Origin of the sequence: Streptomyces ambofaciens ATCC 23877 (assembly GCF_001267885.1) — a bacterium.
GTDB lineage: Bacteria > Actinomycetota > Actinomycetes > Streptomycetales > Streptomycetaceae > Streptomyces > Streptomyces ambofaciens.
On the sequence record NZ_CP012382.1, the window covers coordinates 4647465 to 4674461 of the forward strand.

Sequence of the window (26997 nt, forward strand, 5' to 3'; positions counted from 1 at the left end):
GTCGCTGAATCGTGGAAAATCTGATTGCGCTGCTGGTGGCGGCGCCCTTGCTCGGAGCGGCGGTCCTGCTGTGCGGCGGACGCCGGCTGGACGCCGTCGGTCACTGGATCGGCACGCTGCTGGCCGCCGCGTCCTTCGTGATCGGCGTCGTCCTCTTCGCCGACATGCTCGGCAGCGGCGCCGAGGACCGCACCCTGACGCAGCACCTGTTCAGCTGGATCCCGGTGGAGGGGTTCCAGGCCGACGTCGCCTTCCGGCTCGACCAGTTGTCGATGACGTTCGTCCTGCTGATCACCGGCGTCGGCTCGCTCATCCACCTGTACTCGGTCGCCTACATGGAGCACGACGAGCGGCGCCGCCGCTTCTTCGGCTACCTGAACCTGTTCCTCGCGGCGATGCTGCTGCTCGTCCTCGCCGACAACTACCTGCTGCTGTACGTCGGCTGGGAGGGCGTCGGCCTCGCCTCCTACCTGCTGATCGGCTTCTGGCAGCACAAGCCGAGTGCCGCCACCGCCGCGAAGAAGGCCTTCCTGGTCAACCGCGTCGGTGACATGGGCCTCTCCATCGCGATCATGCTGATGTTCCTGTGGTTCGGCACCTTCGCCTTCGGGCCGGTGCTCGGCGGCCACGGGGAGGCCGGGCTCGCGGGCTCGGCCGACGAGGGCAAGCTGACCGCGATCGCCCTGATGCTGCTGCTCGCCGCCTGCGGAAAGTCCGCCCAGGTGCCGCTGCAGTCCTGGCTCGGGGACGCGATGGAGGGCCCGACCCCGGTCTCCGCCCTCATCCACGCCGCGACCATGGTGACGGCGGGCGTGTACCTGATCGTCCGCTCCGGCGCGATCTTCAACGGCGCGCCCGACGCCCAACTGGTCGTCGCCATCGTCGGCGCGGTCACGCTGCTGTTCGGTGCGATCGTCGGTTGCGCCAAGGACGACATCAAGAAGGCGCTGGCCGGGTCGACCATGTCGCAGATCGGCTACATGGTGCTGGCGGCCGGTCTCGGCCCCATCGGCTACGTCTTCGCGATCATGCACCTGGTGACGCACGGCTTCTTCAAGGCCGGGCTGTTCCTCGGCGCCGGCTCCGTCATGCACGGCATGAACGACGAGGTCGACATGCGCCGCTACGGCGGACTGCGCAAGTACATGCCGGTCACCTTCGTCACCTTCGGCCTCGGCTACCTCGCCATCATCGGCTTCCCGGGCCTGTCCGGCTTCTTCTCCAAGGACAAGATCATCGAGTCGGCGTTCGCCAAGGGCGGCACCGAGGGCTGGATCCTCGGCGGCGTGGCCCTGCTGGGCGCGGCCATCACCGCGTACTACATGACGCGCGTGATGCTGATGACGTTCTTCGGCGAGGAGCGCTGGCGCAAGGCGCCGACGCCGTCGCCCGCGCGGCCCGATGTGGAGCCCGCCGCGGAGACCCGCGGGGAGTACACGCCGCCGCACCCGCACGAGTCGCCCGGGCTCATGACGATCCCGATGATCGTGCTGGCCGTCGGCTCGGTGTTCGGCGGCGCGTTCTTCAGCATCGGCGACCGCTTCGTGCACTGGCTGGAGCCCATCACCGGGCACGACCACGGACACGCGCCGATCAGCGCCCTCACGGTCACGGTCTCCACGGTCGCCGTGATGGTCGTCGGTGTGGCGGCCGCCTGGGCGCAGTACGGGCGCCGTCCGGTCCCGGCCGTCGCCCCGCGCGGGTCGCTGCTCACCCGGGCCGCCCGGCGCGACCTGCTCCAGGACGACTTCAACCACGTCGTCCTGGTCCGCGGCGGCGAGCACCTCACGCGCTCCCTGGTCTACGTCGACCACACCCTGGTCGACGGGGTCGTCAACGGCACGGCGGCCTCGGTCGGCGGCCTGTCCGGGCGGATGCGCAAGCTGCAGAACGGGTTCGCGCGCAGTTACGCGGTCTCGATGTTCGGCGGTGCGGCGGTCCTCGTCGCCGCGACCCTGCTGATGAGGGCGGTCTGATACCGATGTCCTTTCCCCTGCTGACGCTCACGGCGGCGCTCCCGGCCGTCGGGGCCATCGCCACGGCCGCCGTGCCGGCCGCGAAACGCACGGTGGCCAAGTGGCTGGCGCTGCTGGTCTCGCTGGCCACGCTGGCGCTGGCGGTCGCGGTGCTGGTCCGCTTCGACCCCGACGGCGACCGGTACCAGCTCACCGAGTCCCACTCCTGGATCGCCGACTTCGGCGTCCGGTACGAACTGGGCGTGGACGGCATCGCGGTGGCGCTGATCGCACTGACCGCCCTGCTCATCCCGTTCATCATCCTGGCGGGCTGGCACGACGCCGACCCGCTGGAGACCGGCAGCAGCCGGTGGCGGCCGACGCAGGGCTTCTTCGCCCTGATCCTGGCCGTCGAGGCGATGGTGATCATCTCCTTCGAGGCCACCGACGTCTTCCTCTTCTACATCTTCTTCGAAGCCATGCTGATCCCGATGTACTTCCTCATCGGCGGCTTCGGGGACCGGGCCCACGAGCACGGCGAGAAGACGGCGGCCACGCAGCGGTCGTACGCCGCCGTGAAGTTCCTCCTCTACAACCTGGCCGGCGGACTGATCATGCTGGCCGCGGTGATCGGGCTGTACGTGGTCGCCGGGAACTTCTCCCTCGCCGAGATCGCCGCGGCACGGGCCAGCGGTGAGCTGGACATGGCGACCAACACCGAGCGGTGGCTGTTCCTCGGCTTCTTCCTCGCCTTCGCGGTGAAGGCGCCGCTGTGGCCGCTGCACACCTGGCTGCCCAACGCCATGCAGGAGTCGACCGCGCCGGTCGCCGTGCTCATCACGGCGGTCGTCGACAAGGTCGGCACCTTCGCGATGCTCCGCTTCTGCCTCCAGCTCTTCCCGGAGGCGAGCAAGTGGGCGACGCCGGTGATCCTCGTCCTGGCGGTCATCAGCATCATCTACGGTGCGCTGCTCGCCGTCGGCCAGCGCGACATCAAGCGGCTGATCGCCTACGCGTCGATCTCGCACTTCGGCTTTATCATCATGGGCATCTTCGCGATGACCAGCCAGGGCCAGTCCGGCGCGACGCTCTACATGGTCAACCACGGGATCTCCACCGCCGTGCTGATGCTGATCGCCGGCTTCCTGATCTCCCGGCGCGGCTCGCGGCTCATCGCCGACTACGGCGGAGTGCAGAAGGTCGCCCCGGTGCTCGCGGGCACCTTCCTGATCGGCGGCCTCGCGACGCTCTCCCTGCCGGGCCTCGCGCCCTTCGTCAGTGAGTTCCTGGTCCTGGTCGGCACGTTCACGCGCTATCCGGTGATCGGCATCATCGCCACCTTCGGCATCGTGCTCGCCGCGCTCTACACCCTCGTCCTCTACCAACGGACGATGACGGGCCCGGTGAAACCCGAGGTGAGCGCGATGCCCGACCTGCGGGTGCGTGAGCTGGTGGTCGTGGCGCCGCTGGTGGCGCTGCTGATCTTCCTGGGCGTCTTCCCGAAGCCCGTCACGGACATCGTCAACCCCGCGGTGGAGCAGACCATGTCCGACGTACACAAGAAGGACCCCCAGCCTGAGGTGGAGGCGGCCAAGTGAGCGCAACAGCCGTCCACAGCCTGTGGACAACGGCGGCCGATCCGATCTCGAAGATCGACGCGCCGAAGATCGAGTACGGGCAGCTGTCGCCCACCCTCATCATCCTCGGCGCGGCGATCGTCGGAATCCTGATCGAGGCCTTCGTCCCGCGCAGGTCCCGCTATTACGTGCAGACGTTCGTGGCCGCCGTGGCGATCGTCGCCGCGTTCGCCGCGGTCGTCGCCCTGGCGGCGGGCGGATACGGCACGACCAAGGCGGGCATCGCGGCGATGGGCGCCATCGCCGTCGACGGACCGGCCCTGTTCCTGCAGGGCACCATCCTGCTGGCGAGCCTGGTCGGCCTGTTCACCTTCGCCGAGCGGCGACTCGACCCGGAGGTGCACGGCAACCGCGTCGACTCCTTCGCCGCCCAGGCCGCTTCCGTGCCGGGCAGCGAGAGCGAGCAGAAGGCGGTGAAGGCCGGGTTCACCACCACCGAGGTGTTCCCGCTGCTGATGTTCGCCGTCGCCGGCATGCTGGTCTTCCCGGCGGCCAACGACCTGCTGACCCTCTTCGTGGCCCTGGAGGTCTTCTCCCTCCCGCTGTACCTGCTGTGCGCGCTGGCCCGCCGCAAGCGGCTGATGTCGCAGGAGGCCGCGGTCAAGTACTTCCTGCTCGGCGCGTTCGCCTCCGCGTTCACCCTGTTCGGCATCGCCCTGCTCTACGGCTACGCGGGCTCGATGTCGTACGGCACGATCGCGCAGGTCGTCGACGGCACCGTCCAGAACGTCACCCCGGCGCTCGCCGACACCATGGGCAACGACGCGCTGCTGCTCGTCGGTGCCGCGCTGGTCGTCATGGGCCTGCTGTTCAAGGTGGGCGCGGTGCCCTTCCACATGTGGACACCGGACGTGTACCAGGGTGCGCCGACACCGGTGACCGGCTTCATGGCGGCGGCCACCAAGGTCGCGGCCTTCGGCGCCCTGCTCCGCATCCTCTACGTCGTCCTGCCCGGCCTGCGCTGGGACTGGCGGCCGGTGATGTGGGCCGTGGCGATCGTCACCATGCTGGCCGGCGCGATCGTCGCGATCACGCAGACGGACATCAAGCGGCTGCTGGCGTACTCGTCCATCGCGCACGCGGGCTTCATCCTCGCCGGTGTCATCGCGACCACGCCGGACGGCATCTCGTCCGTCCTCTTCTACCTGGCTGCGTACTCCTTCGTGACCATCGGCGCCTTCGCGGTGGTCACACTGGTGCGCGACGCGGGCGGCGAGGCGACGCACCTGTCGAAGTGGGCCGGGCTCGGGCGCAGGTCGCCCCTGGTGGCGGCCGTGTTCGCGGTGTTCCTGCTGGCCTTCGCGGGCATCCCGCTCACCTCCGGGTTCTCCGGGAAGTTCGCCGTGTTCAAGGCGGCGGCGGAGGGTGGCGCGGCCCCGCTGGTCGTGATCGGTGTGATCTCGTCGGCGATCGCGGCGTTCTTCTACATCCGCGTCATCGTCCTGATGTTCTTCAGCGAGCCCCGGCCCGAGGGCCCGACCGTGGCGGTGCCGTCACCGCTGACGATGACGGCGATCGGCGTGGGCGTGGCGGTCACGGTGGTGCTCGGTGTGGCGCCGCAGTACTTCCTGGACCTGGCGGGACAGGCGGGGGTGTTCGTGCGCTGACGCGGCATGCCCCGCACACGGCGGCGGCCCGGCACCCTCGGGGGGTGCCGGGCCGCCGCCGTGTGCGGGGGTCACTCGCCGCCGCGGCGTGCCTTGATGGCGGTCAGGTCCAGGTCCATCGGGAAGGGAGCGCTCACCTTCATGCGTTCACGGAAGATGCCTACGCCGGTGTAGGCGCGGGTGGTGGGCTCCAGCTCGAAGGCGTGGACGACGGCGAGACCCTTCTCGTTCTCCACCCGCCAGTAGTGGGCGATGCCGGCCCGGGCGTACTTCAGGGGCTTGGTCTCGCGGTCGCGGGAGACGGACTCGGCGGAGACGACCTCGATGGCCAGGGTGACGGCCTCGGCGGGGTAGCGGGTCTGCTCAGGGTCGTCGACCACGTCGCCGCGCACGACGATGACATCCGGCTCGGGCCGGTTCTGCCGGTCGATGTCGATGGTGAACTCGCGAATGACCTCGAACTCCGCCGGGGCGAGGGACTGAAGCTGCCAGTTGAAGTAGTCGACAGCGCGTGAGTGGAAAAGGGTCTGCGGACTCACGAAGACGAGGCTCCCGTCGATCAGCTCCGTATGCGGAGGCAGGTTCGGAAGCCGGTCCAGGTCGTCCGCCGTCCAGCCGCCCTCCGGCGGGATCGGCCAGTCGGGTGTGGACGTCCTCGGTGCGACGCTCATCAGTGCTCCCATGGGACGGAGTCTCGCGGGTGCAATCAGACTATCCGCCAGAAACGGGCAGGTCTCCCGCGAACGTGTGAACGACTGTCGTGTCCTTGACGCGCATGACGGTCGTCACGGCGGGTGGGCCTGTGGATAACTCCGAGGCTGTCGGCGCGGCCCCCTATCGTTGAGGCAGTGGTCGGGACACGACGGACCAGACGGGCGAGGCAGGGCGTACGGGGGACAGGACGATGGGCGGGACGGGCGTGATCGGCGAGATGGCAGAGACGGTACAGGCGACGGGCGTGGGCGGCGAGGCGCTGGCCACGCTGCACCGGGTCTTCGGGTACGAGTCCTTCCGCGGCGAGCAGGAGGCGATCGTCGAGCACGTGGTGGCGGGCGGCGACGCCGTCGTGCTCATGCCAACCGGCGGCGGCAAGTCGCTCTGCTACCAGATTCCGTCCCTGGTCAGGCCCGGCACGGGCATCGTGGTCTCACCGCTCATCGCGCTCATGCAGGACCAGGTGGACGCCCTGCGCGCGCTCGGTGTGCGGGCGGGGTTCATGAACTCCACGCAGGACTTCGACGAGCGGCGCGTGGTGGAGGCCGAGTTCCTCGCCGGCGAGCTGGACCTGCTGTACCTGGCCCCCGAGCGGCTGCGGCTGGAGGGCACCCTCGACCTGCTCTCCCGGGGCAAGATCTCCCTCTTCGCGATCGACGAGGCGCACTGCGTCTCGCAGTGGGGCCACGACTTCCGGCCCGACTACCTCGCCCTGTCGCTGCTCGGTGAGCGCTGGCCGGACGTGCCCCGGCTCGCGTTGACGGCCACGGCCACGCACGCGACGCACCGCGAGATCACCGAGCGGCTGAACATGCCGGCGGCCCGGCACTTCGTGGCCAGCTTCGACCGGCCCAACATCCAGTACCGCATCGTGCCCAAGAGCGACCCCAAGAAGCAGCTGCTGAGCTTCCTGCGCGAGGAGCACGCGGGGGACGCGGGCATCGTCTACTGCCTCTCGCGCAACTCCGTCGACAAGACCGCCGAGTTCCTCTGCCGCAACGGCATCGAGGCGGTGCCGTACCACGCGGGCCTCGACGCGGGCACCCGCGCGGCGCACCAGTCGAGGTTCCTGCGCGAGGAGGGCCTGGTGGTCGTGGCGACCATCGCCTTCGGCATGGGCATCGACAAGCCGGACGTGCGCTTCGTCGCCCACCTCGACCTGCCCAAGTCGGTCGAGGGGTACTACCAGGAGACGGGCCGCGCCGGCCGGGACGGGCTGCCGTCGACGGCGTGGATGGCGTACGGACTGAACGACGTCATACAGCAGCGCAAGATGATCCAGTCCGGCGAGGGCGACGAGGCGTTCCGCCGCCGCGCGCAGTCCCACCTGGACGCGATGCTCGCCCTGTGCGAGACCGCCCGCTGCCGCCGCGGCCAGCTCCTCGCCTACTTCGGCCAGGAACCGGACCCGGCCGGCTGCGGCAACTGCGACACCTGCCTCACCCCGCCGGAGACCTGGGACGGCACGGTGGCGGCGCAGAAGGTGCTGTCGACGGTGGTGCGGCTGAAGCGGGAGCGCGGGCAGAAGTTCGGCGCGGGCCAGATCATCGACATCCTGCTGGGCAAGCGCACCGCCAAGGTGATCCAGTTCGACCACGACCAGCTCTCCGTGTTCGGCATCGGCGAGGAGCTGACCGAGGGCGAGTGGCGCGGCGTCGCCCGGCAGCTGCTGGCCCAGGGCCTGCTCGCCGTCGAGGGCGAGTACGGCACGCTGGTGCTGACCGAGGACAGCGGGGCGGTGCTGCGGCGGGAGCGGGACGTGCCGCTGCGCAAGGAGCCCAAGAAGCCGGCCGCGGCACGGACGACGGGCGGCGGTCGCGGCGACCGCAAGTCCAAGGCCGCCGCCGCCGAACTGCCCCAGGACCTGGTCCCCGCCTTCGAGGCCCTGCGCGCCTGGCGCGCGGAGCAGGCCCGGGAACAGGGCGTCCCGGCGTACGTCATCTTCCACGACGCCACCCTCCGGGAGATCGCCACCGCCTGGCCCGCCTCGGTCGAGCAGCTCGGGGGCGTCAGCGGGGTGGGCGAGAAGAAGCTGGTGACGTACGGGGAGGGTGTACTCGCCGTACTGGCCGGGCTCCGAGGACCGGACGCCGCCGCATCGCCCGCGGCCCCCGCAGCGTCCGCGGCCGACCGGTCGTCGGACGGCTCCGGCCCCGACGCGGACGACTGGCCCGAGCCGGAGCCGGACGACTGGATATAGGCGCCGCGCGGTGCCGGCCGTACCGGCGCGCCCCGGGTACTACAGCGCCTTGGCCGCGTAGGCCCTGACGTCGGCGTCGGAGTCGGCCGTGACCGTGGAGAGCGCGGCCCGGGCGTCCGCGCTGGTGGCCGTGTGCCGGGTCAGAGCCAGGACGGCGGCCTTGCGGACGTCCGCGTTCGGGTCGGCCAGGGCCTTGGCGAGGGCGGCCACCGCGATCCCGGCGGCGGCCGCCGACAACGCGGTGGCCGCGCCGGAACGCACCTGCCAGGCGGGGTCCCCCAGAGCGTCGACGGCTCGTGCGGCCGGCCGGTCCGGGCAGCCCGACCGCGCGAGGGCCGCGAAGGCGGCGCCCCGGACGAGCGGGTCGGGGTCCTCGGTCAGCCGGTCGAGGGCACCGCCCGTGAGCGGCTCCGCCCTCAGGGTCCCCAGGGCCTTGGCCACGGTCACCCGTACCTCACGGGACGGGTCCGGGGCCGCGAGGGCGACCAGTTCGGCGGCGTCCAGGGAGACCAGGCCGCGTACGGCTTCGACACGGACGGCGGCGTCGGGGTCGTCCAACGCCGTCGTGAACGTGCCGGCGTCACCCAGTCGCAGCGCGCGGAGCAGGTCGAGGGCGGTGGCGCGGACGAGGGGGTCGGGCTGGGCCAGCGCTCGGACGAGGGGGTCGCCCAGGGCGGGTTCCGACGTCAGCGTCTCGGCCAGTTCGCGCAGGGAGGCCGCTGCCGCCGCCCGTACCTCGCCGTCGGCGTCGGACAGCAGCGCCGCGAGCGCCGGGCCGGTGCCGTCCGGCACGGTCTCGGTGAGGACGGTGACCGCGGTGCGCCTGACGGCCGGCAGGGGGTCCGACAGGTAGGGCCGCAGGGCGGCGAGCGGCGGTTCGCCGTCGGCCAGGGCGAGGAGTTCCAGCAGCCGCGGTGAGGCCGGGGCCGCGGCGTCCCGGCCGCCGCGGGCCGCGTCCTCGCCGCCGGCCGGGGACGGCGGCACCGCGGCGACCGGCGCCACGTCACGCGCACCGGCCGTGGAGACCTGCTCCGGGTGCACCTCGCCGAGGTGCCGGGAGGGGCCGCCGACCGGGGCGAACTCGTCGATCGGTACCAGATAGGGAGCCACGGGCCGGGCCGTGAACTCCATCGCACCGGAGGGGGACTTGTGCAGATCGAGATGGTGGAACCAGGAGACGTCGTCACGGCCGGGGTGGTCGAGGCGGTCGTGGTAGAGGCCCCAGCGGGACTCCGTGCGGGCCAGGGAGGCCCTCGCGGCCATCTCCGCGCAGTCGCGGATGAAGGTGACCTCGGCGCAGCGCATCAGCTCGTGCGGGGTGCGGGCGCCCATCGCGGCGACGTCGGCACGCATCCGCTCGAACGCCTCCAGGGCGAGCGAGAGCCGGGCACCGGACTTCGGCGGGGTCACGTAGTCGTTCACGAAGCGGCGCAGTTTGTACTCGACCTGGGGCTGCGGCGGGCCCTCCGGGTTGCGCAGCGGGCGGTACACCAGTTCGTGCGCGGCGCGCAGCTGGTCGGCGGGCAGGTCCCCCTCGTAGGGGCGGTACCGCGCGGCGTCCGCACCCGCCAGGTCGCCGAAGACGAACGCGCCGATCATGTAGTTGTGCGGCACGCAGGCCAGGTCACCGGCGGCGTAGAGGCCGGGGACGGTGGTGCGGGCGTGGTCGTCGACGCGGACGCCCGAGGCGGAGTGGCCGCCGCACAGGCCGATCTCGGAGATGTGCATCTCGACGTCGTGCGTGCGGTAGTCGTGTCCCCGGCCTGCGTGGAAGGTGCCGCGGGTCGGACGCTCGGTGGAGTGCAGGATGCCCTCCAGGGCGGCGACCGACTCCTCCGGGAGGTGGCTGAGCTTCAGGTACACCGGCCCGCGGTCACTGGCGACCTCCGCCGCGAACTCGGCCATCATCTGGCCCGACCAGTAGTCGGAGTCGACGAAGCGTTCGCCGTTGCGGTTGACCTGGTAGCCGCCGAAGGGGTTGGCGACGTAGGCGCAGGCCGGCCCGTTGTAGTCCTTGATCAGCGGGTTGATCTGGAAGCACTCGATGCCGGTGAGTTCCGCTCCGGCGTGGTAGGCCATGGCGTAGCCGTCACCGGCGTTGGTGGGGTTCTCGTAGGTGCCGTAGAGGTAGCCGGAGGCGGGCAGGCCGAGCCGTCCGCAGGCCCCGGTCGCCAGGATCACGGCGCCCGCGCGGACGGTCACGAACCGTCCGGTGCGGGTGTGGAAACCGGCCGCGCCCACGGCCCGGCCTCCGGCGGTCAGGACCCGGACCGGCATGACACGGTTCTCGATGCGGATGCGCTCGCGCATCTCGCGCCGGCGCAGTTGCCGGTAGAGGACCTTCTTGACGTCCTTGCCCTCGGGCATGGGCAGCACGTAGGAGCCGGACCGGTGCACCTGGCGGACCGCGTACTCGCCGTGCTCGTCCTTCTCGAACTTCACGCCGTACGACTCCAGCCGCTGCACCATGGCGAAGCCCCGGGTCGCGGTCTGGCGGACGGTGGACTGGTCGACGATGCCGTCGTTGGCGCGGGTGATCTCGGCGACGTAGTCGTCGGGTTCGGCCCGGCCGGGGACGACGGCGTTGTTGACGCCGTCCATGCCCATGGCGAGGGCTCCGGAGTGGCGGACGTGCGCCTTCTCCAGCAGCAGTACGTTCGCGCCGTGCTCGGCGGCGGTCAGCGCCGCCATGGTGCCGGCGGTGCCGCCGCCGACGACGAGGACGTCGCAGGAGAGTTCTTCGGCGTCGGTGAGGGCGGGGATCTCCACCAGAGGGCCTTTCAGGTGCCGAGGGATGTGCCGAGGGAGGCCAGGACGTCGCGTCGCAGCGCCAGGCGCGCCGGGTCGCCGTGGGCCGCGCGGTCCCGCGGGCGGGGAACGTCCCGTACGGCGGTGAGGTGTCCGGCGCCGAGGAGGGCGACCCGGTCGCCGAGGAACAGGGCCTCGTCCACGTCGTGGGTGACGAAGACGACGCTCGCGCCCGTGCCGTGCAGCACCTCGACGAGAAGGTCCTGCATGCCCGAGCGGGTCTGCGCGTCCAGCGCGCCGAAGGGCTCGTCCATCAGGACGGCGCGAGGGCGCCCGGCGAGGGCGCGGGCCAGCTGGGCGCGCTGGCGCTGGCCTCCGGACACGCGGTGCGGCAACTGCCGTGCCTGCGCGGCGAGTCCGACCCGGTCGAGCCAGGCCGCCGCCTGTTCCCGGCGTTCCGCCCGGGGCACTCCCTGGATGGCCAGGGGGAGTTCGACGTTGGCGCGCAGGGTGCGCCAGGGCAGAAGGGCGTCCTCCTGGAAGACCAGTGCGCGGTCCGCGGCCGGCCCGGTGACGTGCCGTCCGTCCTGTTCCACCGACCCGGCCAGGGGCGGCAGCAGGCCGGCGAGCGTGCGCAGCAGCGTCGACTTCCCGCAGCCCGACGGGCCGGTCACGGTGAGGATCTCGCCGGGGGCGACGTCGATGTCCACGCCGGTCAGGGCGGGGGCGTCCGGGCGGCCGAGTGCCGCGTCGCGCAGGGTCAGCCGGGTGCCGCGCGGGGAGGTACGCTCCCCGGCCGGCGGGCGGGTCACGGGCTCAGTCCCGGACGAGGTGCTCATCGCGTGCCTCCTCGGTGTCGTGCCTCTCGGGAGCGGCGGTGCGGGTGGGCGGGGCCGCCGTCGCCGCGGCGCGGGCGGGCTTCGTGCGGGCGGCGGCGGGGACGTACGAGGTGCGCGGGAGCCAGCGGGTCAGCCGACGGCCGAGCAGTTCCACGGCGGTGGAGGTCAGCCAGCCGAGCACGCCGATCGTGACCATGCCGACGAACACGCCCGGGTAGTCGACGACGGTGTAGTCCTGCCAGGTGCGGTAGCCCACGCCGTACTGGCCGGAGATCATCTCGGCGGAGATGACGCAGATCCACGAGACGCCGATGCCGACCGACAGCCCGCCGAAGACGCCGGGCAGCGCACCCGGCAGGACCACGGAGCCCAGCACCCGCCACCGGCCGCCGCCCATGGTCCGTACGGCCTCCTCCCACACGGGGGCCAGCGCGCGGACCGCGTGCCGGGTGGAGACCAGGACCGGGAAGAAGGCCGCCGTGCAGGTGATGAAGACGATGCCCTGTTCGTTGGAGGGGAAGAGGAGGATGGCGACGGGGACCAGGGCGATGGCGGGAACGGGCCGGACCACTTCCAGCACCGGACCCAGCAGGTCCTCCGCGAGCCGCGAGCGTGCCACGAGCACGCCGGCGCCCACGCCCAGTACGGCGGCGAGCAGGAAGCCGGTGAGGATGCGGGTGAGGCTGTCGGTGAGGTCCGTCCAGTAGTCGGACCCGGACAGCCGGCCGGCGAAGGCGTGCGCCACGTCGGTGACCGTGGGGAACTGCGAGAAGCGCAGCCACAGGTCGATGTTCCGGCTGGTCAGCAGTTGCCACAGGCCGAGGGCGACGCCGAGCGAGGCGGCGCGCAGCGCGTAGCGGGTCATGACGCGCGCTCCAGCGCCTGGTCGTACGTGATGACCCGGGCCCCGCCGTGTCCGGCGACGTACGCCTGCGCGGTCTCCGGGGCGACGAAGGGCAGGAGCGCGGTGCCGTCGGCCACCCACACCGCCCGGTCGGCGAACCACAGGGTGCCGGTCGTGGCGTCGGGGACGTAGGCGGCGCGCACCGAGTCGCGGTGCCCGGCCACGTGCCTCAGCAGGGCGGTGGGCGAAGCGAAGGCCAGGGTCTTCCGTGCCCCCTCGGGCCAGACCTCGCCGGCCGGTTTTGGGGGGCCGGCGGCGAGCCGTTCGGCGTACTCGGCCGGTCCGAGCGCCTTCTTCACGTACCTGTCGTCCACGAAGGCGTCCACGTCCACGTCGCCGGTGAGCCTGGCGTCCTTGAGGATCGACACGTCCTCCTTGAGGGCCGCCACGAGCTGGGGCCTGATCGCCGGGTCGAAGGTGGCGATGCCCTGGGCGCCGTTGTAGAGGTAGACGGCCTCGGCGGGCAGGCCCGTGGCCTTCGCGACCTTCTCGGCGGCGTCCACGGGGTGGGAGGCGAGGTAGTCGGTCGCCTGGGCCTGCGCCTTCAGGAACGCCTCCAGCACGGCCGGGCGCCGCTTGGCGAAGTCCTCCCGGGCGGTCACTCCGTGGAAGGTGGGCAGGTTCAGCAGCGCGCCGTCGTACAGCGCCTTCGCCTTGCCCTGCCGGGCGAGCAGGCCGGGCCAGGCGACGAACTGCGACAGGGCGTCGGCACTTCCCGACGACAGGGCCGAGGCGCCGACCGCGGGCTCCTGGTTGAGCTTCTCGATGTCCTCGGCGGGGTCGAGGCCGGCGCGGCGCAGGGCGCGGACGAGGGTGCCGTCGGCGGCCGAGCCGACGCTCGTCGAGACCTTCTTGCCCTTCAGGTCCTTGAGGGAGGTGAGCCGCGAACCGGGTGCGGTGACGATGGTGTTGAGGCCGCCGCGCAGGTTGTAGCCGGTGACCGAGACCAGGCGGGTCGGCTTGCCGAGCTGTTGGCCGCGGGCCGCGTTGATGAGGAGGGGGAAGTCGCCCATCGAGCCGATGTCGATCTTCCCGGCGGTCATCTGGGCGGTGATGGGGGCGCCGGTCGCGTAGTCCTGCCACTTCACCTTGTAGGTGCGGCCGTCACCGAGGGCGTCGAGCTGCTTCTCGAAGGAGCCGAGGGAGCGCAGCAGGGTGCCGGCGGTGACGGTGTTGATCGTCCGGGACTGGTAGCCGACGGTCACGGTGACCGTGGATCCGTCACCGTCGGCCGAGGCGTCGCCACCGCAGGCGGTGAGGGGCAGGAGCAGCGCGGCGGCGGCCGCGGCCGCGGGGATGCCGGTGCGGGTCTGTTTCATGGGATGCGGGCCTCTCACCGGAGCAGGTAGGGCATGTTGACCGTGACGGCCCCGGTGGGGCAGCGGGCCGCGCACGGGCCGCAGTACCAGCACTCGTCGACGTGCATGTAGGCCTTGCCGTTGCGCTCGTCGATGGCCAGGGAGTCCAGCGGGCACATGTCCACGCAGAGGGTGCAGCCGTCGATGCACTTCGACTCGTCGATGGTCACGGGCACGTCGGCCCGCTGGGGCGCCAAGGGCATGGCTGTCTCCAGGAAGGTGCGAGGGAGGATGCGCGGAAGCGAGGGCGCGGGCCGGGTGACTACGCGGACCGGTGGAGCAGGCCGCTCATCGCGATGCGGTCGCCGCGGAAGCGGATGAACTCCAGGTCGACCGGGCGGCCGTCCGCGAGGTGGGTGAGCCGTTCCAGCATGAGGACGGCCGCGCCCCGCGGGGTCTCGAGCACGGCGGCGGAGTGCGCGTCGGCGCTGACGGCCTCCAGATTGATCTCGGCGTGGCCGAGCGGCGTGCCGGTGACGGACTCCAGCAGGTGGAAGACGTCGTTGTTCTCGAGGTCGGCGCCGAGCAGGGCGGTGCCGGTGTCGAGGGGAAGGTAGGTGTGGTCCAGGGAGAGGGGGACGCCGTTCAGGCGGCGCAGGCGTTCGATGTAGAGGACGTCCTCGCCGGGTGGGACGCGGAGGCGTTCGGCGACCGGGGCGGGGGCCGGGACGGGGACGGTGGCCCGCACCTCGTTGGTGACCCGCCCGTGTTCGTGCAGGGTCTCCGCGAGGCCCATCAGACGGTCCAGTCCGTGGGGGTACTTGCGGGTGGCGAGCACGGTGCCGACACCGGGCTGCCGGGTGACCAGCCCCTCGGCGCGCAGCAGGTCCAGGGCTTGGCGGACCGTGTTCCGGGTGGCGTCGTACTCCGCGGCGAGCGCGTCCTCGTGGGGCAGCGCGCCGTCGGGGAAGGCGTCGGTGAGCAGTTGCCGGCGCAGCAGGTCGGCCAGTTGACGGGCCCGGTCGGCGCGCAGCCGACGCCGCGTGCGGTGGGCGGCGACGGTGGTCGCGCCCTGGCCGACGTGGTCCCGGAGGCGTTCGGAGGGGGGCATGGGCTGGACCATACCGAGTGGGTGGCGTGAGTGGTGTTGCTGGTTTGTTGCGCCACCGGGGGCTTCCCCGGGCAGGGGGATGAGCTGCGCTTTTCCCTGCTCCGGGGACGAGTTCCGCCACCCGGGACCGGCTGCGGATCCGGCCCGGCGCGGGCACGGGCGCCGAGGTCCGTGCCGCGCCGGAGCAGGGCTACGCCAGCGCCGTCAGCCCCGGGGCGAAGGTGATCAGCAGGGGGAGGAGGGGGACGAGGGCGGCCGTGGCCGTGGTCAGGGCCCGGTGCCGGGGGGTCAGGCGGGGCGGCGGTTCGAGGAGGCGGTCGACCCGCTCGCCGAGGAGGCGGTGACTGGAGGCGCAGGACAGGACGCCCCGGTGCTGGTTGAGTTCGATCAGCGCCAGTGCCGTGGTCAGGTGGCCGCAGCGGCGGGAGGCGGTGTCGTCGGCGGACAGCTCGACCAGGCGGTGGGTCTGGTCGCAGAAGTGGGCGAAGAGCGGGACTCGCGGGAAGCCGGTGGCCAGCGCGGTGGACAGGTGCAGCAGCCAGTCGTGCCGGGCCCGGGCATGGCCGCGCTCGTGGGTGAGGACGGCGTCGAGCTGGTGGTCGGTGAGGCGCTGCAGGGCGCCGGTGGTGACGATCAGCTGGGGCGGGTGGCCGGGCATCCACCAGGCGTCCGGGTACTCGTCCTCCAGGACCAGCAGGGGACCCCGGGCGGTAGGGAGACCGGCGGGCAGGTCGGGAGCGCGTTCACGCAGCTGGGCGCGGGAACGGGCGCGGCCACGGCGGGCCTCGACCAGCTCCCGGGCGAGCATGGCGGTGGTCCACGCGGCCCCGCCGGCCAGCAGCAGGGTGAGGGCGGCTGCCCAGGGCGGGCCGGCGGAGAGGTTGTAGGCCGCGGTCACCGCGGGCGGTGCCGGCGCGAAGAGCTGGGCGCGGACGGTGCCGAAGACGGCGGCGGCCCCGAGGACGAGGGCCGTCAGGCAGCACAGCAGGACGGTGGCGACCAGGCACTGCCACACCCACAGCGCGACCACGGGGTCCCGCTCGGGCCACGCGGACCGGGTCAGCGCGCGCGGCACCGGTACCGCGGCGGTCACGGCGACGGCGAACAGCAGGAGCAGGCAGACGGTCATGCCACGGGCTCCGGATCCTGGTGTCGGAAGGGCGGGCGGCTCTGGCTGTGCGGGGCTGGCTGGTGCTGGTGCTGGTGCTGGTGCTGGTGGTGGTTGTGGTGGTGCTCGTGGTGGTGGTGGTGCCGATAGTGCAGGTGGTGCGGGTAGTCCAGGTGGTGCGGGGGTGGTGCGGGTGGCGCTGGGCTGGGTCTGTGCCGGGACCGTGCCGGGACTGCGGTCCGGTCGGTGCGCGGGGCGTCGGGCTTCGGCCGGTGCCGGAGCCTGCGGCGACCGGAGCGGGGTGCGGCTCCGGGTCGGTCACCGCTCCGATGCGGCCGGGAGGCGGGCGTGCCGCGCGCACACCGCCCGACGCCAGTATGACGGTGCCGGGCGGTGCGAGTCAGCCGCCGAGGGACATCGAGTCCGGACGCGCGGACGTCACCGCCCGTCCGACCGCCCGACCACCCGCCCGGTCACCTCGCCGAGTCCCACCCGGGTGCCGCCCGGCCCCGGCGCCCAGGCCGAGAGGGTCACCACGTCCCCGTCCTCGAGGAACGTCCGCTTGCCCTCGGGCAGGTCCAGCGGGTCGCGTCCGTTCCAGGTCAGTTCGAGCAGCGACCCGCGCTCCCGCTCGGCCGGCCCGCTCACCGTGCCCGAGCCGTAGAGGTCGCCGGTGCGCAGCGACGCGCCGCCCACGGTCATGTGGGCCAGTTGCTGGGCGGCCGTCCAGTACATGGTGGAGAAGGGCGGCTCGGAGACGACGTGGCCGTTGACGGCGACGGAGATCCGCAGGTCGTAGCCGCCGGGTTCGTCGGTCCGCCCGCCCGTGTCGTCGAGGTAGGGCAGCAGCTCGTGCGTGCGCTCCGGCGGCGTCACCCGCGCGTCCTCCAAAGCGTCCAGCGGCGTGATCCAGGCCGACACCGACGTGGCGAAGGACTTGCCGAGGAACGGGCCGAGGGGGACGTACTCCCAGGCCTGGACGTCCCGCGCCGACCAGTCGTTGAGCAGGCACAGCCCGAAGACGTGCTCGCGGAAGTCGCCGAGCGCCACCGGGCTGCCCAGCTCGGACGGCACGCCCACCACGAAGCCGACCTCGGCCTCGATGTCCAGGCGGACGGACGGTCCGAAGACGGGCGCGGGGTCGGTGGGCGCCTTGCGCTGACCGGAGGGCCGCACGACGTCCGTTCCGGACACCACCACCGTGCCGGAGCGGCCGTGGTAGCCGATGGGCAGGTGCTTCCAGTTCGGGGTGAGGGAGTCCGCGGCGTCGGGGCGGAAGATCTGGCCGACGTTCCGGGCGTGGTTCTCGGAGGCGTAGAAGTCGACGTAGTCCGCGACCTCGAAGGGCAGGTGCAGGGTCACCGACGACAGGGGGTGGAACAGGGGTTCCAGGGTCTCGCGGTGGGAGGGGACCGTCACCCAGGCCGTCAGCGCGCGCCGCACGTCGGACCAGGCGGTACGGCCCGCCGCCAGCAGCGGGTTGAGGGTGGGCCGGGCGAGCAGGGAGGCGTACGGCGACCCGAGCGCGTGGGCCGCCGCGCCGGCGTCGAGGACGTGGTCGCCGAGCCGGACGCCCACCGTCCGCTCCTGCGTGCCGGGGATCGAGAACACGCCGTACGGAAGGTTGTGCGGGCCGAAGGGGTCGCCCTCGGGGACATCGAAGGGGGGCATCGGGTGGTGCCTCGCTTTCGTGCTCGCCATGTGCGCCGTGCGCGCCGGGTGCGCCACGCGGTTCGTGGCCCGGCCACACGTTACGGGTGACATACCGGTCTTGGGCAGTGCGGGCGTGAGGGGGTGGTGCGTGGCGGGGGAGAGCGCGCACAGGCGGGCTGACGTGCGGGGAGTGGCCCGTCCACCGGTGCGCCATGCGAGCGGAGGGGCCGGTGGGGCGGCGTCCTCACCGCAGGCGCACGCCCGCGTGAACGACGGAGAGCGTGGCGCTCCGCTGCCGCGCGGACACGGGAAGTTGTCCACAGGCCGGTACGCAATCTTGACGGACCGGTGCGAACGGGGCGACTCTGGGCGGGTGCCGGCGGGCCTCGGGGAGGGGGCCTGCAAGGGCGCACCAGGGGGGCGGATGGCCATCGGGGAGGCCGGTCCGGGTTCGGTGCGGGATGGTTCGCGGCCGAGGAAGCGGCTGGAAGAGACCATGCGCGGCCGGCTCGGCCGGGAATGCGTGTACGTACCGTCATGCCGTTTCGGGCTGTACGCGGCACTGCGTCACTGGTGCCCGCCGGGCGGCCGCGTACTGATGTCGCCGGTCAACGACGACGTCATCTTCTTCGTCGTCCTGGCGGCCGGACTGCGGCCGGTCCAGGCGCCGCTGAACCCCTCGGAAGCCTCCATCGACATCGATGCCGTGCCCCGGGAGACGTGGGGATCGCTGTCCGCCGTACTGACGACGAACCTGTACGGGAATCCGGACCCGGCGCCCGGACTGCGGGCCCGCTGCGACGCCCTGGGCATCCCGTTGTTCGAGGACGCGGCGCACGCCATCGGCAGCGAGGTGGGCGGGCGACCGGTCGGAGCCTGGGGCGACGCCTCCGTCTTCAGCCTGTCCAAGCACGTCGGCGCCAAGGCCGGAGGAATCCTCGCGGTCGCCGACCCGGAGCTGCGGGAAGCACTGGGGAAGACCTGCGAGGAGCTGCTGCTGCCCCGCCGCACGACGGCCGAACTCGCCTACGCCGTAAGGCCGTACGCGGAGGCCGCGGTGCGCGGGCTGCGGTTGCGGAGGGCGGCCTGGGCCACGATGCGCCTGCTGGGGCGGATGGAGCGCGAGGAGATCCGGATGCCCCTGCGTCCGCAGGAGCTGGCCCGCGCGGTCGCCTCGGCACCGGACCTGGCGGCGCACGACCCGTGGGTCCGGGTGGACATGCACGACTACCGGCTGCGGGCGGGCCGGTTCCGGCTCGGGCGCGTCGCGCGGCGGCTCGACGGGCTGGACGACGTATTCGCGAGGTGCCGGTCGGGCACCGAGCTGCTGCTCGCGACACGCTGGGCGAGGCCGGCCGGGTGGGAGGCGCCGAGGAGCGGGCCGCCCGGGAGCGGACCGTCGGCGAGCGGGCCGCCCGGGAGCGGGCCGTCGGCGAGCGGGCCGTCCGGTGGGACGCAGCCGTTGTTCCGGGTGCCGCTGCTCTTGGCGGACCGGGACGCGGCGGTCCGCGCGCTGGCCCGGCGCGGCATCGTCGTCGGCTACCTCTACGACCCGCCGCTCGACGACTACGCGGGCGCGGCCTTCACGGACCCCTCTCCGTCCCCCGAGGGGGCGCGCTGGTTCGCGCGGCACGCGCTCCCCGTGGATCCGCTGCACGCCCGTGCGGCCGTCGCGGCACTGGAGGAGTCGGGAGCACGACCGGCCGAGGCACCGGAGGGGCTGGTTCCGTCCGGTGGCTGAGACCCAGGTGCACGAGACCGCCGCGGCACCCGCCGCCGACGGCTCGAAGCCGCCCCGGAGCGGGCACGGTGACGACTCGCTCTTCAAGAACGCCTACTTCCTGATGCTCAGCACCGGCGTCTCCGCCGTGCTCGGCCTGGGCTTCTGGCTCGTGGCCGCCCGCTACTACTCGGAGGAGGCCGTCGGACAGGGCTCCGCCGCCATCGCCGCCATGCGGCTGCTCGCCAGCATCACGGCGACGACGATGATCGGCGCCGTGGTCCGCTTCGTGCCCCGCGCCGGCCGGGCGACCGGGCCGCTGGTGTGGCGTGCGTACGCGGCCAGCTCGGTGGTCGTGGCCGTGGCCGCGGTCGTCTTCCTGCTCACCCTGGACCTGTGGGGCGCCTCCTACGCGCCACTGGGCACCGCGGCGGCGGGCACGCTGTTCGTGGCGGCGAGTGTGGCCTGGGCGCTGCTCACCCTTCAGGACGGTGTGCTGACCGGGCTGCGGAAGGCGGAGTGGGTGCCCGCCGGGAACGCCGTGTTCTCGGTCGGGAAGCTGATCCTGCTGGCCGTCTTCGCCACCACGCTCCCGGTGCTCGGCATCTTCGTCTCCTGGGCCGTGGCCATCGCCTTCTCCACTCTGCCCCTCGGCTGGCTGATCTTCCGCAGGCTCATCCCGCGCCAGGCCGCCGCCGACCACGACGTGGAACCGCCGAGGACCCGTGAGATGGGACGGTTCCTGGCCGGGGACTCGCTGGGCGCGCTGTTCAGCCTGGCGATGATCAACGTGCTGCCGGTGATGGTCGCCGTCAACTTCAGCGCCGCGCAGAACGGCTACTTCTACGTGGCGTACACCGTCGGCGGCACGATGGAGTTCATGGCCATCAACATGGCCTCCTCCCTCACCGCGCACGCCTCGCACGACCCGCGCCGCCTCGCCGACGGCGTCCGCGGAGCGCTGCGCCGCATGACGCTGCTGCTGGTGCCGGTGGTGCTCTTCCTGGTCGTCTTCGCCCCGCAGATCCTCGCGCCCTTCGACGCGGACTACGCCGAGCACGGGTCCACGGTGCTGCGTCTGCTGGCCGTCGGGGCGCTGCCCAGGATCGTGGTCGAGCTGTACATCGGCGTGCTGCGCGTCCAGGGGCGCACGGGCATGCTCGCCGCCGTGCAGGGCGCCATGTGCGTCCTCGTGCTGGGCAGCGCCACGCTGCTGTTCACGCCGGCCGGGATCGCGGGCGCCGGCTGGGCGGTGCTGGGGGGCATGACCGTGGTCGCCGTGGGCTGCGCGCCCGGCCTGCGCGCCACCCTGCGGGGCACCGACGGAGCCGGGCGTACCGGGTCGGGCGGCACCGCGGGTCCGGGCGTCTCCGGCGGCCCCGGATCCGGGGGCGACCGCGAGTCCGCTCCCGGCACCTCGTACGGCACCCACTGGGCGCGGCTGAACGCCACCGCCGGGTACGGCACCAGCTGGGCGCGGCGGGCGGCGTACGAGGACGGGCGGTCCGGCCGGACGGGGGAGGACACGGTCGCCCTGTTCATAGGGCGCCCGGGTTACGAACGGGAGGCCCTGGAGGCGGACACCCTCGCGGTGATCGTCCGGCGGCCCAGGGACCCCGAGGCCGAAGCCGAGCCCGGTGCAGCGCCACCGGTGTCCCGCGAGCCCGGCCCCGGACAGCCGGGGCCCGGCCCCTCGCCCGAGGAGCTTGGATCCGGTACGGGCGCCCGCACCGCCACCGGCTCCGGGCCCGAGCCCGGCCCCGGGGTCCGGTACGACGAGGTCGGCCCCGGGGTCCGGTACGACGAGGCCGGCCCCGGGAGCGGCGGCCTCGACGCCGGCCCCGGGACCGGACCCGACGACGGCCGCGCCGGCTCTGGGGCCGGCCGGCACGACGGCCCCGACGGCAGCCCCGGCCTCGATCGCGGCGACGTCCACGCCGACGGCGCCGGCTTCGGCGGGGCGGACGACTCGGGGCCGTTCCCCGAGCGGCGTCTTCGGCCGGTCCTGTGGCTGCTGGTCGGCGCCGCCGCGGTGGTCCTGCTGGTGGCGTCGCGCGGGCTGCCCTGGTTGGGGGCCGCGTCCGGGGCCGACGCCGGAGCCGAGCTCACCGGGCGCGAGCTGCTGCGGGGGCTGCCCCTGCCGGCGCTGGTCGCGGGGGCCCTGCTGCTCGTGGTGTTCGTGGCGTCCGTGACCCTGTGCGCCGCGCCCGACCCCTGGCTGCCCGGCACCTCGTTGGGGGCCGCCGTCCTCGCCCTGCACGCGGCCCCCGTCGCCCTCGGCCGCCCACCGGAGCCGGTGGGCGGGACGCTCTACGCGGACACGGCCCGGGTCCTCGCGGACGCGATGGGTCTCGACGGGCCCGGCACGCTGTTGCGCTGGGTTCCGCTCGTCCTGCACCTGCTGTGTCTCGTACCGCTGTGGCTGCTGCTCGCCAAGGCGGGCGGTCGGCTGCCGTGGCAGGGACGCTGGGGGGTTCTGTACCTCGCCGCGGTGGGGGGCTGGGTCTGGCGTCAGGAGCTCGCGCCGGTCGGGCCGCCCCTCCTCCTGCTGTTCGTTCTCGTCGTCCTGCTCCTGTCGTCGCGCCGCCCGGCCGTCCCGGCGGACCAGGCGGAGCCCCCGCACCGCACCAGACCGAACGGCATGTCCAGGCACTGATCAAGCCCAGAGCCGAATCGCCAGGGGGAAGGAACCGACGTGCGTCCGCCAACCACTCCGCGGGAGAGATCCGCACCAGAGCCCGCACCCGGGCCAGAAACCCCGGACGCGCCGGACCGGGACGCACCGCCGCCCTCGGACGCACCGCCCTCGGACGCACGGCCTACGGCCGCCCCGCCGCCCACGGACGCCCCGCAGCCCTCGGACGCACCGCCGCCCACGGACGCCCCGCCGCCCACGGATGCGCCGGAAGCCCGGGAGAAGCGCACCGCGCGTGGGCCGGTCGCCCCGGGCCGTGAGCCCGGCGGCACCCCGGGCCGTGAGCCCGGCGGCATCACGGGGCGTGAGCACGGCGGCATCACCCCGCCCGAGCCGGTCGCCACGGCCTCGCAGGAGTCGGCGGCCACGACCTCCCAGGAAGCATCCGCACGCCCGGTCCGGCACACCGCCGCACGCGCCCACCGACCCCCTGTCCCGGAGCCCACCGGCTCCGCCGCCGAGCCGCCCGTGACGGATCTGTCCGACCTCGCCCCCGCCGCCTGGCCGGCCCGCGCGGCAGCCGCCTGGCCGGCCGTCCCCCTGGTCGTCGCGCTCGCCCTGTGGGTCCACGCGATGCGGCACACCGACGTCTCCGCCCTGGACGACTTCGGCCTCCTCAGCGCCCTGCACCCCACGTTCTGGGCCGGCCTCGCGGTGCTCACCGCCGGGTTCTGGTTCACGGTGCGCGACCCGAGCCGCCGCGAGGGCTGGTCGCTCGCGTACGTGCTCGGCCTGCTGGTGATGGAGCGGGCCACCCAGGCCGTCCTCTACCCGGCCCCGCTGTACGCGTGGGCGTGGAAGCACGACGCGGTCATCGACCACCTGCTCACCTCCGGCGGCCTCCAGACGGCCGACCAGCTCGGCGACATGGCCGTCTACGACCAGTGGCCCGGCTTCTTCGCCGCCCAGGCCGCGCTGGTGCGGCTGCTGGGCGTGGACAACGCCGCGATGTACATGGCCTGGTGGCCGCTGGTCTCCAGCGTCATGCTGCTGCTTCCGCTGCTGCTGATCTACCGCACCTTCACCGCCGACCGACGGCTGATCTGGACCGCCGTGTGGCTGTTCTGCGTCGGCAACTGGGTGGGGCAGGACTACTTCTCACCGCAGTCCGTCGCTTTCGCCCTGCACCTGGGCGTCATCGCGGTCGTCCTGCGTCGCTTCGGCCGCCCCGGCGGACGGCGCGGCCGGCCGGGGCAGGCGGTGTGGACCGTACTGCTCAGCGTGCTGGTCACCGCCGTGGTCGTCTCGCACCAACTCACCCCCGGCATGCTCGTCGTCACGCTCGTCGCGCTGGCCTTCACCCGACGCCACCGACACTGGGTCCCGGTGGCCACGACGGTGGTGCTCTTCCTGGCCTGGTGCCTGACGGCCGCACTGCCCTTCCTGTCCGCCGCCATGCCGGACATGATCCGCTCCATCGGTGACGTCGGCGCCAACGTCGAGACCGGCTACGGGGCCACGCCCACCGGCACCGGCGCCGTGGCGACCTCCTGGGCGGCCCGGCTGCTGTCGGCTTCCGTGCTGCTGCTCGCACTGGCCGGCGTCCTGCGTCAGCGGGTACTGCGGCACCGGGCGATGCCGTTGCTGCTGGTCGCGGCGGCCCCGCTGCCGATGTTCGTGGCGAGCAGCTACGGCAGCGAGATGATCTTCCGGGTCCTGCTCTTCATGCTGCCCGGCGCCGCGTTCTTCGCCGCCGCCGCGCTGCTGCCCAAGGTCCGCACGCTGGCCGCCGACGCCGCCGCGCGGGAGGCGGGGGGAGCCTCGCGGGTCGTCCCCGCCCGGCGCCGTCGCCGCCTCCCCCTGCCCGCGTCGCCCCCGCTGCGGTACGCCGCGTGGGTGCCGTTGCTCGCGCTGCTCGCCGGGACCTTCGCCTTCGTGCCGAGCTACTCCGGCAAGGACCGCATCAACTACTTCCCGCCCGACGAGGTGGCCCTCGTCCGGCACCTCTTCGACCAGGCACCCGACGACTCCCTGGTCGTCGCCGCCAACCGGAACTACCCGCTCGCCTACGAGCAGTACTGGCGGGTCGACCACTACTGGTTCCTGGACGACGACCGGCGTCACGTCGACGAGATCGTGCGCGACCCGGCCGCCGTCCTCGCCCGGGACATGGCAGCCGTGGAGGCACCGGCCCGCGCCTACTTCCTGCTCACCCAGGGCCAGGTGGCCAACTCCGAGATGAACGGACAGCTGGACAAGGCCCAGTTGAGACGCCTCCGGGAGTCCGTGGCGAAGTCGTCGCGGTTCGAGCGCGTGGCGGAGAACAGCGCCGGCGTCCTCTACGCACTGAAACCGGCGAGCTGAGCCGCCGGGCCGAGCGGCCACGAAGGCCGACAAGGCCAGGAAGGCCGAAGGCCAAGAAGGCCAAGAAGGCCAAGAAGGCCAAGAAGGCCAAGAAAGCCAAGAAAGCTGCGAAGGCCGAAAGCCAAGAAAGAAGGGAGCGAGTGATGACACCCCAGCACCTCGTGATCCGGATGCTGCCACCGTTCGGCGGCTGGCTGGCGCTCGCCGCGCTCGCCCTGCCCGGCGGCTCACCCCTGCGCGGCGCCGCGGTCGCGGCCTTCCTGGCCGTGGGCCCGGGCGCCGCCCTGGTCGGCGTCTGCGGCCCCGCGCTGCGGGCCCGGCGTGCGGAGGGCCCCGTGGAACGCCGGGACTCGGCATTCGAACGCCACTCCGACCTGCTGGAAGCGCTGATGCTGGCCGTCCTGCTGAGCGTGAGCGCCGCGATGCTGGTCGCCACGGTGCTGATAGCCGCGCAGGCCTTCAGCGGGGACCGGGTGCTGCTGACGCTCACCCTGCTGACCACGCTCGCCGCGTTCTGCCCGCGCCTGCGTGCCTCCCCGACGCCCAGGACGGCGCCGGGGACGGCGCCGAGGACACGGAAGGGTTCCACTCTGTGAGGTTCGCCCGTCCCGCCCGCCGCACGTCCGCGGACCCGACGACGACCGGACGGCATCGCCGCCCCGGAGTCCCCGAGACCCACAGGAGCCGGCGCCGTCTGCTGCTCCTGTCCGTCACGGCCACCTGCGCGGTCCTGATCGCGGTGCTCGCCCTGCGCGACGCCTCCGGACCGGCCGGCCCGGCCGGCGCCGGGAGGTGCCGCCCGACCGCGCTCCTCGAACCCCCCTGCGGCGCCTGGTTCGGCGCCTTCGTGCCGCACGACAAGTCCGACCTGGCCGAGAAGGTGCGCGCCTACGAGAAGAACGTCGGCCGCAGACTCGACATCGTCTACACCTACCACGACATGTCCGCGGTCACGGAAACCCGCCTGGAGGGCCAGCTCCTGACCGAGCAGGAACAGCGCGTCGGCGCGGACCGCATGCTGCTGCTCTCCTGGGAGAGCAAGTGGTGGGGCGGTACGAAGAAGCAGCAGCCCACCTGGAGGCGGATCGCCGCCGGCGCGCTGGACGACTCCGTGATCGACGTCCAGGCCCGGCGCATCGGGGAGTACGGGCGGCGCACGGGGAAGAAGGTGTTCCTCTCCTTCGACCTGGAGATGGACACCCGTACGCCGGACAACGGCACACCGGCCGACTACGTCCGGGCCTACCGGCACATCCACGACCGTTTCCGCGAGCTGGGCGTCGACAACGTCGTGTGGACCTGGATCATCACCGGCTACCTGGACCACGCCGACCTGTTCGAGCGGATGTACCCCGGGGACGAGTACGTCGACTGGATCGGCTACAACCAGTACAACTACTACCTCTGCCACCGGGCGGACTGGCTGAGCTTCGCGCAGACCCAGCACGCCACCCACGACTGGATCCGCGCCCACCTCTCCGACGACAAGCCCCTGATGCTCTCGGAGTTCGGCAGCGCGTCGGACCCGAAGCGCCCGGACCGGCAGGCGGACTGGTACGCACAGGTGCCCCGGGTGCTCAAGGACCTGGAGGGGGTGAAGGCCGCCCTCCAGTGGAACTACCGCGACCCGGGACCCCACTGCGACCTGGCCGTGAAGGGCGACCGGGCGTGGGCCGCCCTGCGCGAGGCGGCCGCCGACCCGCACCTCAACCAGCCGCGGCGCTGACGGGGGCGGCGCCCGCGGTCAGCCGGCGAACTCCGGCCCCCGCACCATGGCGCGCCCCCGCCGGTACCACCGCCACGCGACCGTCCTGGGCCCGTCCCGGTAGGGGGCGATGCGGGCACCCCCTCCCGCCAGCCACTCCTCGACGTCGGCGACCGTGTGGCTCCGCCGCACGATGAGCCGGGCGATGCGGTACCGCTCGTCGCGGTCCGAGCTCAGGGCGTGCCGCACGGCGGTCGCCGTCTCGTACCCGGCGCGGGCCGACGAGGCGCGTACCCGCGCGCTGTTGTAGCCGTGCGGATAGGCGAGATGGCGGACCGGGTGGCCGAGGGCGTCCTCCAGCACGGCCTTGGAGTCGCGCAGTTCGCGGGCCAGTCGCTCGGCGGACAGGGTGTCGAGTTGGGCGTGGGTGACGGTGTGGCTGCCGATCTCCATGCCGGAACGTTCCAGCTCCGGCACCGCGTCCAGGGTCATCATCGGAGCGGGTGGCAGCAGACTGCGACCGCCCGGGGCGATGGCCCCGGTGGTGAGGTAGGCGGTCGCGGGCAGCCCGCGCCCGGCCAGTGCCTCGGCCGTGCGGCCGGGCAGGTCGGCGAAGCCGTCGTCGAAGGTGAGCAGGACGGGCCGGGCCGGCAGCGGCGCCCTCCCGGCCAGCTGGTCCGCGAGCCCGCTGATGGTGACGGGCGTCCGGCCGCTGTCGACGATCGCGTCCAGGTGAGCGGCGAAGTCCCGGGGAGTGACGGTGAACTCGGCGATCCAGGAAGGCGGATCGTCCATCACC

At 73.0% G+C, this 26997-nt stretch carries 19 protein-coding genes; 9 read left to right on the plus strand and 10 right to left on the minus strand.

Going from position 1 to position 26997, the window contains the following annotated elements; translation table 11 throughout:
• Positions 1 to 11: 11 nt before the first annotated feature.
• Genes nuoL through nuoN form a run of 3 tightly spaced genes read left to right on the plus strand, consistent with a single transcriptional unit; the run spans position 12 to position 5199 of the window.
• Positions 12 to 1976: an NADH-quinone oxidoreductase subunit L gene (gene nuoL, locus SAM23877_RS20810; RefSeq protein WP_053135383.1), complete on the plus strand. Its 1965-nt coding sequence runs from the start codon at positions 12 to 14 to the stop codon at positions 1974 to 1976.
• A gap of 5 nt (positions 1977 to 1981) precedes the next feature.
• Positions 1982 to 3553, plus strand: coding sequence for an NADH-quinone oxidoreductase subunit M (locus tag SAM23877_RS20815; protein WP_053135385.1), 1572 nt, complete (start codon positions 1982 to 1984; stop codon positions 3551 to 3553).
• Positions 3550 to 5199: an NADH-quinone oxidoreductase subunit NuoN gene (gene nuoN, locus SAM23877_RS20820; RefSeq protein ID WP_053135388.1), complete on the plus strand. Its 1650-nt coding sequence runs from the start codon at positions 3550 to 3552 to the stop codon at positions 5197 to 5199. Before SAM23877_RS20815 ends, nuoN begins: the two co-directional genes overlap by 4 nt.
• 71 nt (positions 5200 to 5270) lie before the next feature.
• On the opposite strand, the gene SAM23877_RS20825 is transcribed toward nuoN, so the two are convergent.
• Entirely contained in the window at positions 5271 to 5870 is a 600-nt protein-coding gene (locus tag SAM23877_RS20825; protein WP_053135391.1) for a Uma2 family endonuclease, read from the minus strand.
• Positions 5871 to 6103: 233 nt separating this feature from the next.
• On the opposite strand from SAM23877_RS20825, the gene recQ reads away from it, so the two are divergent.
• Entirely contained in the window at positions 6104 to 8113 is a 2010-nt protein-coding gene (gene recQ / locus SAM23877_RS20830; protein WP_053135394.1) for a DNA helicase RecQ, read from the plus strand.
• Between the two features lie 39 nt (positions 8114 to 8152).
• Here recQ and SAM23877_RS20835 read toward each other — a convergent pair whose 3' ends face one another.
• The 8 genes from SAM23877_RS20835 to fahA all read right to left on the minus strand — a co-directional run bounded on the left by SAM23877_RS20835 (position 8153) and on the right by fahA (position 17792).
• The gene (locus SAM23877_RS20835) at positions 8153 to 10882 is read right to left on the minus strand and encodes a fumarate reductase/succinate dehydrogenase flavoprotein subunit (RefSeq protein WP_053135397.1); all 2730 of its coding nucleotides are present in this window, start codon (positions 10880 to 10882) and stop codon (positions 8153 to 8155) included.
• An 11-nt stretch (positions 10883 to 10893) separates the two neighbouring features.
• Positions 10894 to 11700 carry an ABC transporter ATP-binding protein gene (locus SAM23877_RS20840; RefSeq protein WP_053135400.1) on the minus strand — a complete coding sequence of 269 codons (807 nt, stop codon included), beginning with the start codon at positions 11698 to 11700 and terminating at the stop codon, positions 10894 to 10896.
• A complete protein-coding gene (locus SAM23877_RS20845; protein WP_053135402.1) occupies positions 11678 to 12565 on the minus strand; it encodes an ABC transporter permease in 888 nt (295 codons plus the stop codon). The genes SAM23877_RS20840 and SAM23877_RS20845 overlap by 23 nt, the downstream gene beginning before the upstream one ends.
• On the minus strand, positions 12562 to 13923 hold the full coding sequence (locus tag SAM23877_RS20850) for an ABC transporter substrate-binding protein (protein ID WP_053135405.1): 1362 nt from the start codon (positions 13921 to 13923) through the stop codon (positions 12562 to 12564). The genes SAM23877_RS20845 and SAM23877_RS20850 overlap by 4 nt, the downstream gene beginning before the upstream one ends.
• A gap of 14 nt (positions 13924 to 13937) precedes the next feature.
• Positions 13938 to 14165 carry a 4Fe-4S dicluster domain-containing protein gene (locus SAM23877_RS20855; protein ID WP_003992261.1) on the minus strand — a complete coding sequence of 76 codons (228 nt, stop codon included), beginning with the start codon at positions 14163 to 14165 and terminating at the stop codon, positions 13938 to 13940.
• A 59-nt stretch (positions 14166 to 14224) separates the two neighbouring features.
• The gene (locus SAM23877_RS20860; RefSeq protein WP_053135408.1) at positions 14225 to 15013 is read right to left on the minus strand and encodes a GntR family transcriptional regulator; all 789 of its coding nucleotides are present in this window, start codon (positions 15011 to 15013) and stop codon (positions 14225 to 14227) included.
• A gap of 190 nt (positions 15014 to 15203) precedes the next feature.
• Positions 15204 to 16142: a M56 family metallopeptidase gene (locus SAM23877_RS20865; RefSeq protein WP_053135411.1), complete on the minus strand. Its 939-nt coding sequence runs from the start codon at positions 16140 to 16142 to the stop codon at positions 15204 to 15206.
• 417 nt (positions 16143 to 16559) lie between these two features.
• Positions 16560 to 17792 carry a fumarylacetoacetase gene (gene fahA / locus SAM23877_RS20870; protein ID WP_053135414.1) on the minus strand — a complete coding sequence of 411 codons (1233 nt, stop codon included), beginning with the start codon at positions 17790 to 17792 and terminating at the stop codon, positions 16560 to 16562.
• 478 nt (positions 17793 to 18270) lie between these two features.
• Here fahA and SAM23877_RS20875 point away from each other — a divergent pair, with 478 nt between their 5' ends.
• The 5 genes from SAM23877_RS20875 (at position 18271) to SAM23877_RS20895 (ending at position 26219) form a co-directional block, all read left to right on the plus strand.
• A complete protein-coding gene (locus SAM23877_RS20875; protein ID WP_053142706.1) occupies positions 18271 to 19515 on the plus strand; it encodes a DegT/DnrJ/EryC1/StrS family aminotransferase in 1245 nt (414 codons plus the stop codon).
• On the plus strand, positions 19508 to 22150 hold the full coding sequence (locus SAM23877_RS20880) for a lipopolysaccharide biosynthesis protein (protein ID WP_053135417.1): 2643 nt from the start codon (positions 19508 to 19510) through the stop codon (positions 22148 to 22150). The genes SAM23877_RS20875 and SAM23877_RS20880 overlap by 8 nt, the downstream gene beginning before the upstream one ends.
• Positions 22151 to 22189: 39 nt before the next feature.
• A complete protein-coding gene (locus SAM23877_RS20885) occupies positions 22190 to 24493 on the plus strand; it encodes a glycosyltransferase (RefSeq protein ID WP_244902982.1) in 2304 nt (767 codons plus the stop codon).
• 143 nt (positions 24494 to 24636) lie between these two features.
• Positions 24637 to 25089, plus strand: a complete 453-nt coding sequence (locus SAM23877_RS20890) for a hypothetical protein (protein WP_053135421.1) — start codon at positions 24637 to 24639, stop codon at positions 25087 to 25089.
• Positions 25086 to 26219 carry a glycoside hydrolase family 26 protein gene (locus SAM23877_RS20895; RefSeq protein ID WP_053135423.1) on the plus strand — a complete coding sequence of 378 codons (1134 nt, stop codon included), beginning with the start codon at positions 25086 to 25088 and terminating at the stop codon, positions 26217 to 26219. Before SAM23877_RS20890 ends, SAM23877_RS20895 begins: the two co-directional genes overlap by 4 nt.
• Positions 26220 to 26237: 18 nt before the next feature.
• Here the strand turns inward: SAM23877_RS20895 and SAM23877_RS20900 are convergent, their stop codons facing one another.
• Complete coding sequence (locus tag SAM23877_RS20900; protein WP_053142708.1) at positions 26238 to 26993, minus strand: polysaccharide deacetylase family protein; 756 nt, start codon at positions 26991 to 26993, stop codon at positions 26238 to 26240.
• Positions 26994 to 26997: the final 4 nt, after the last annotated feature.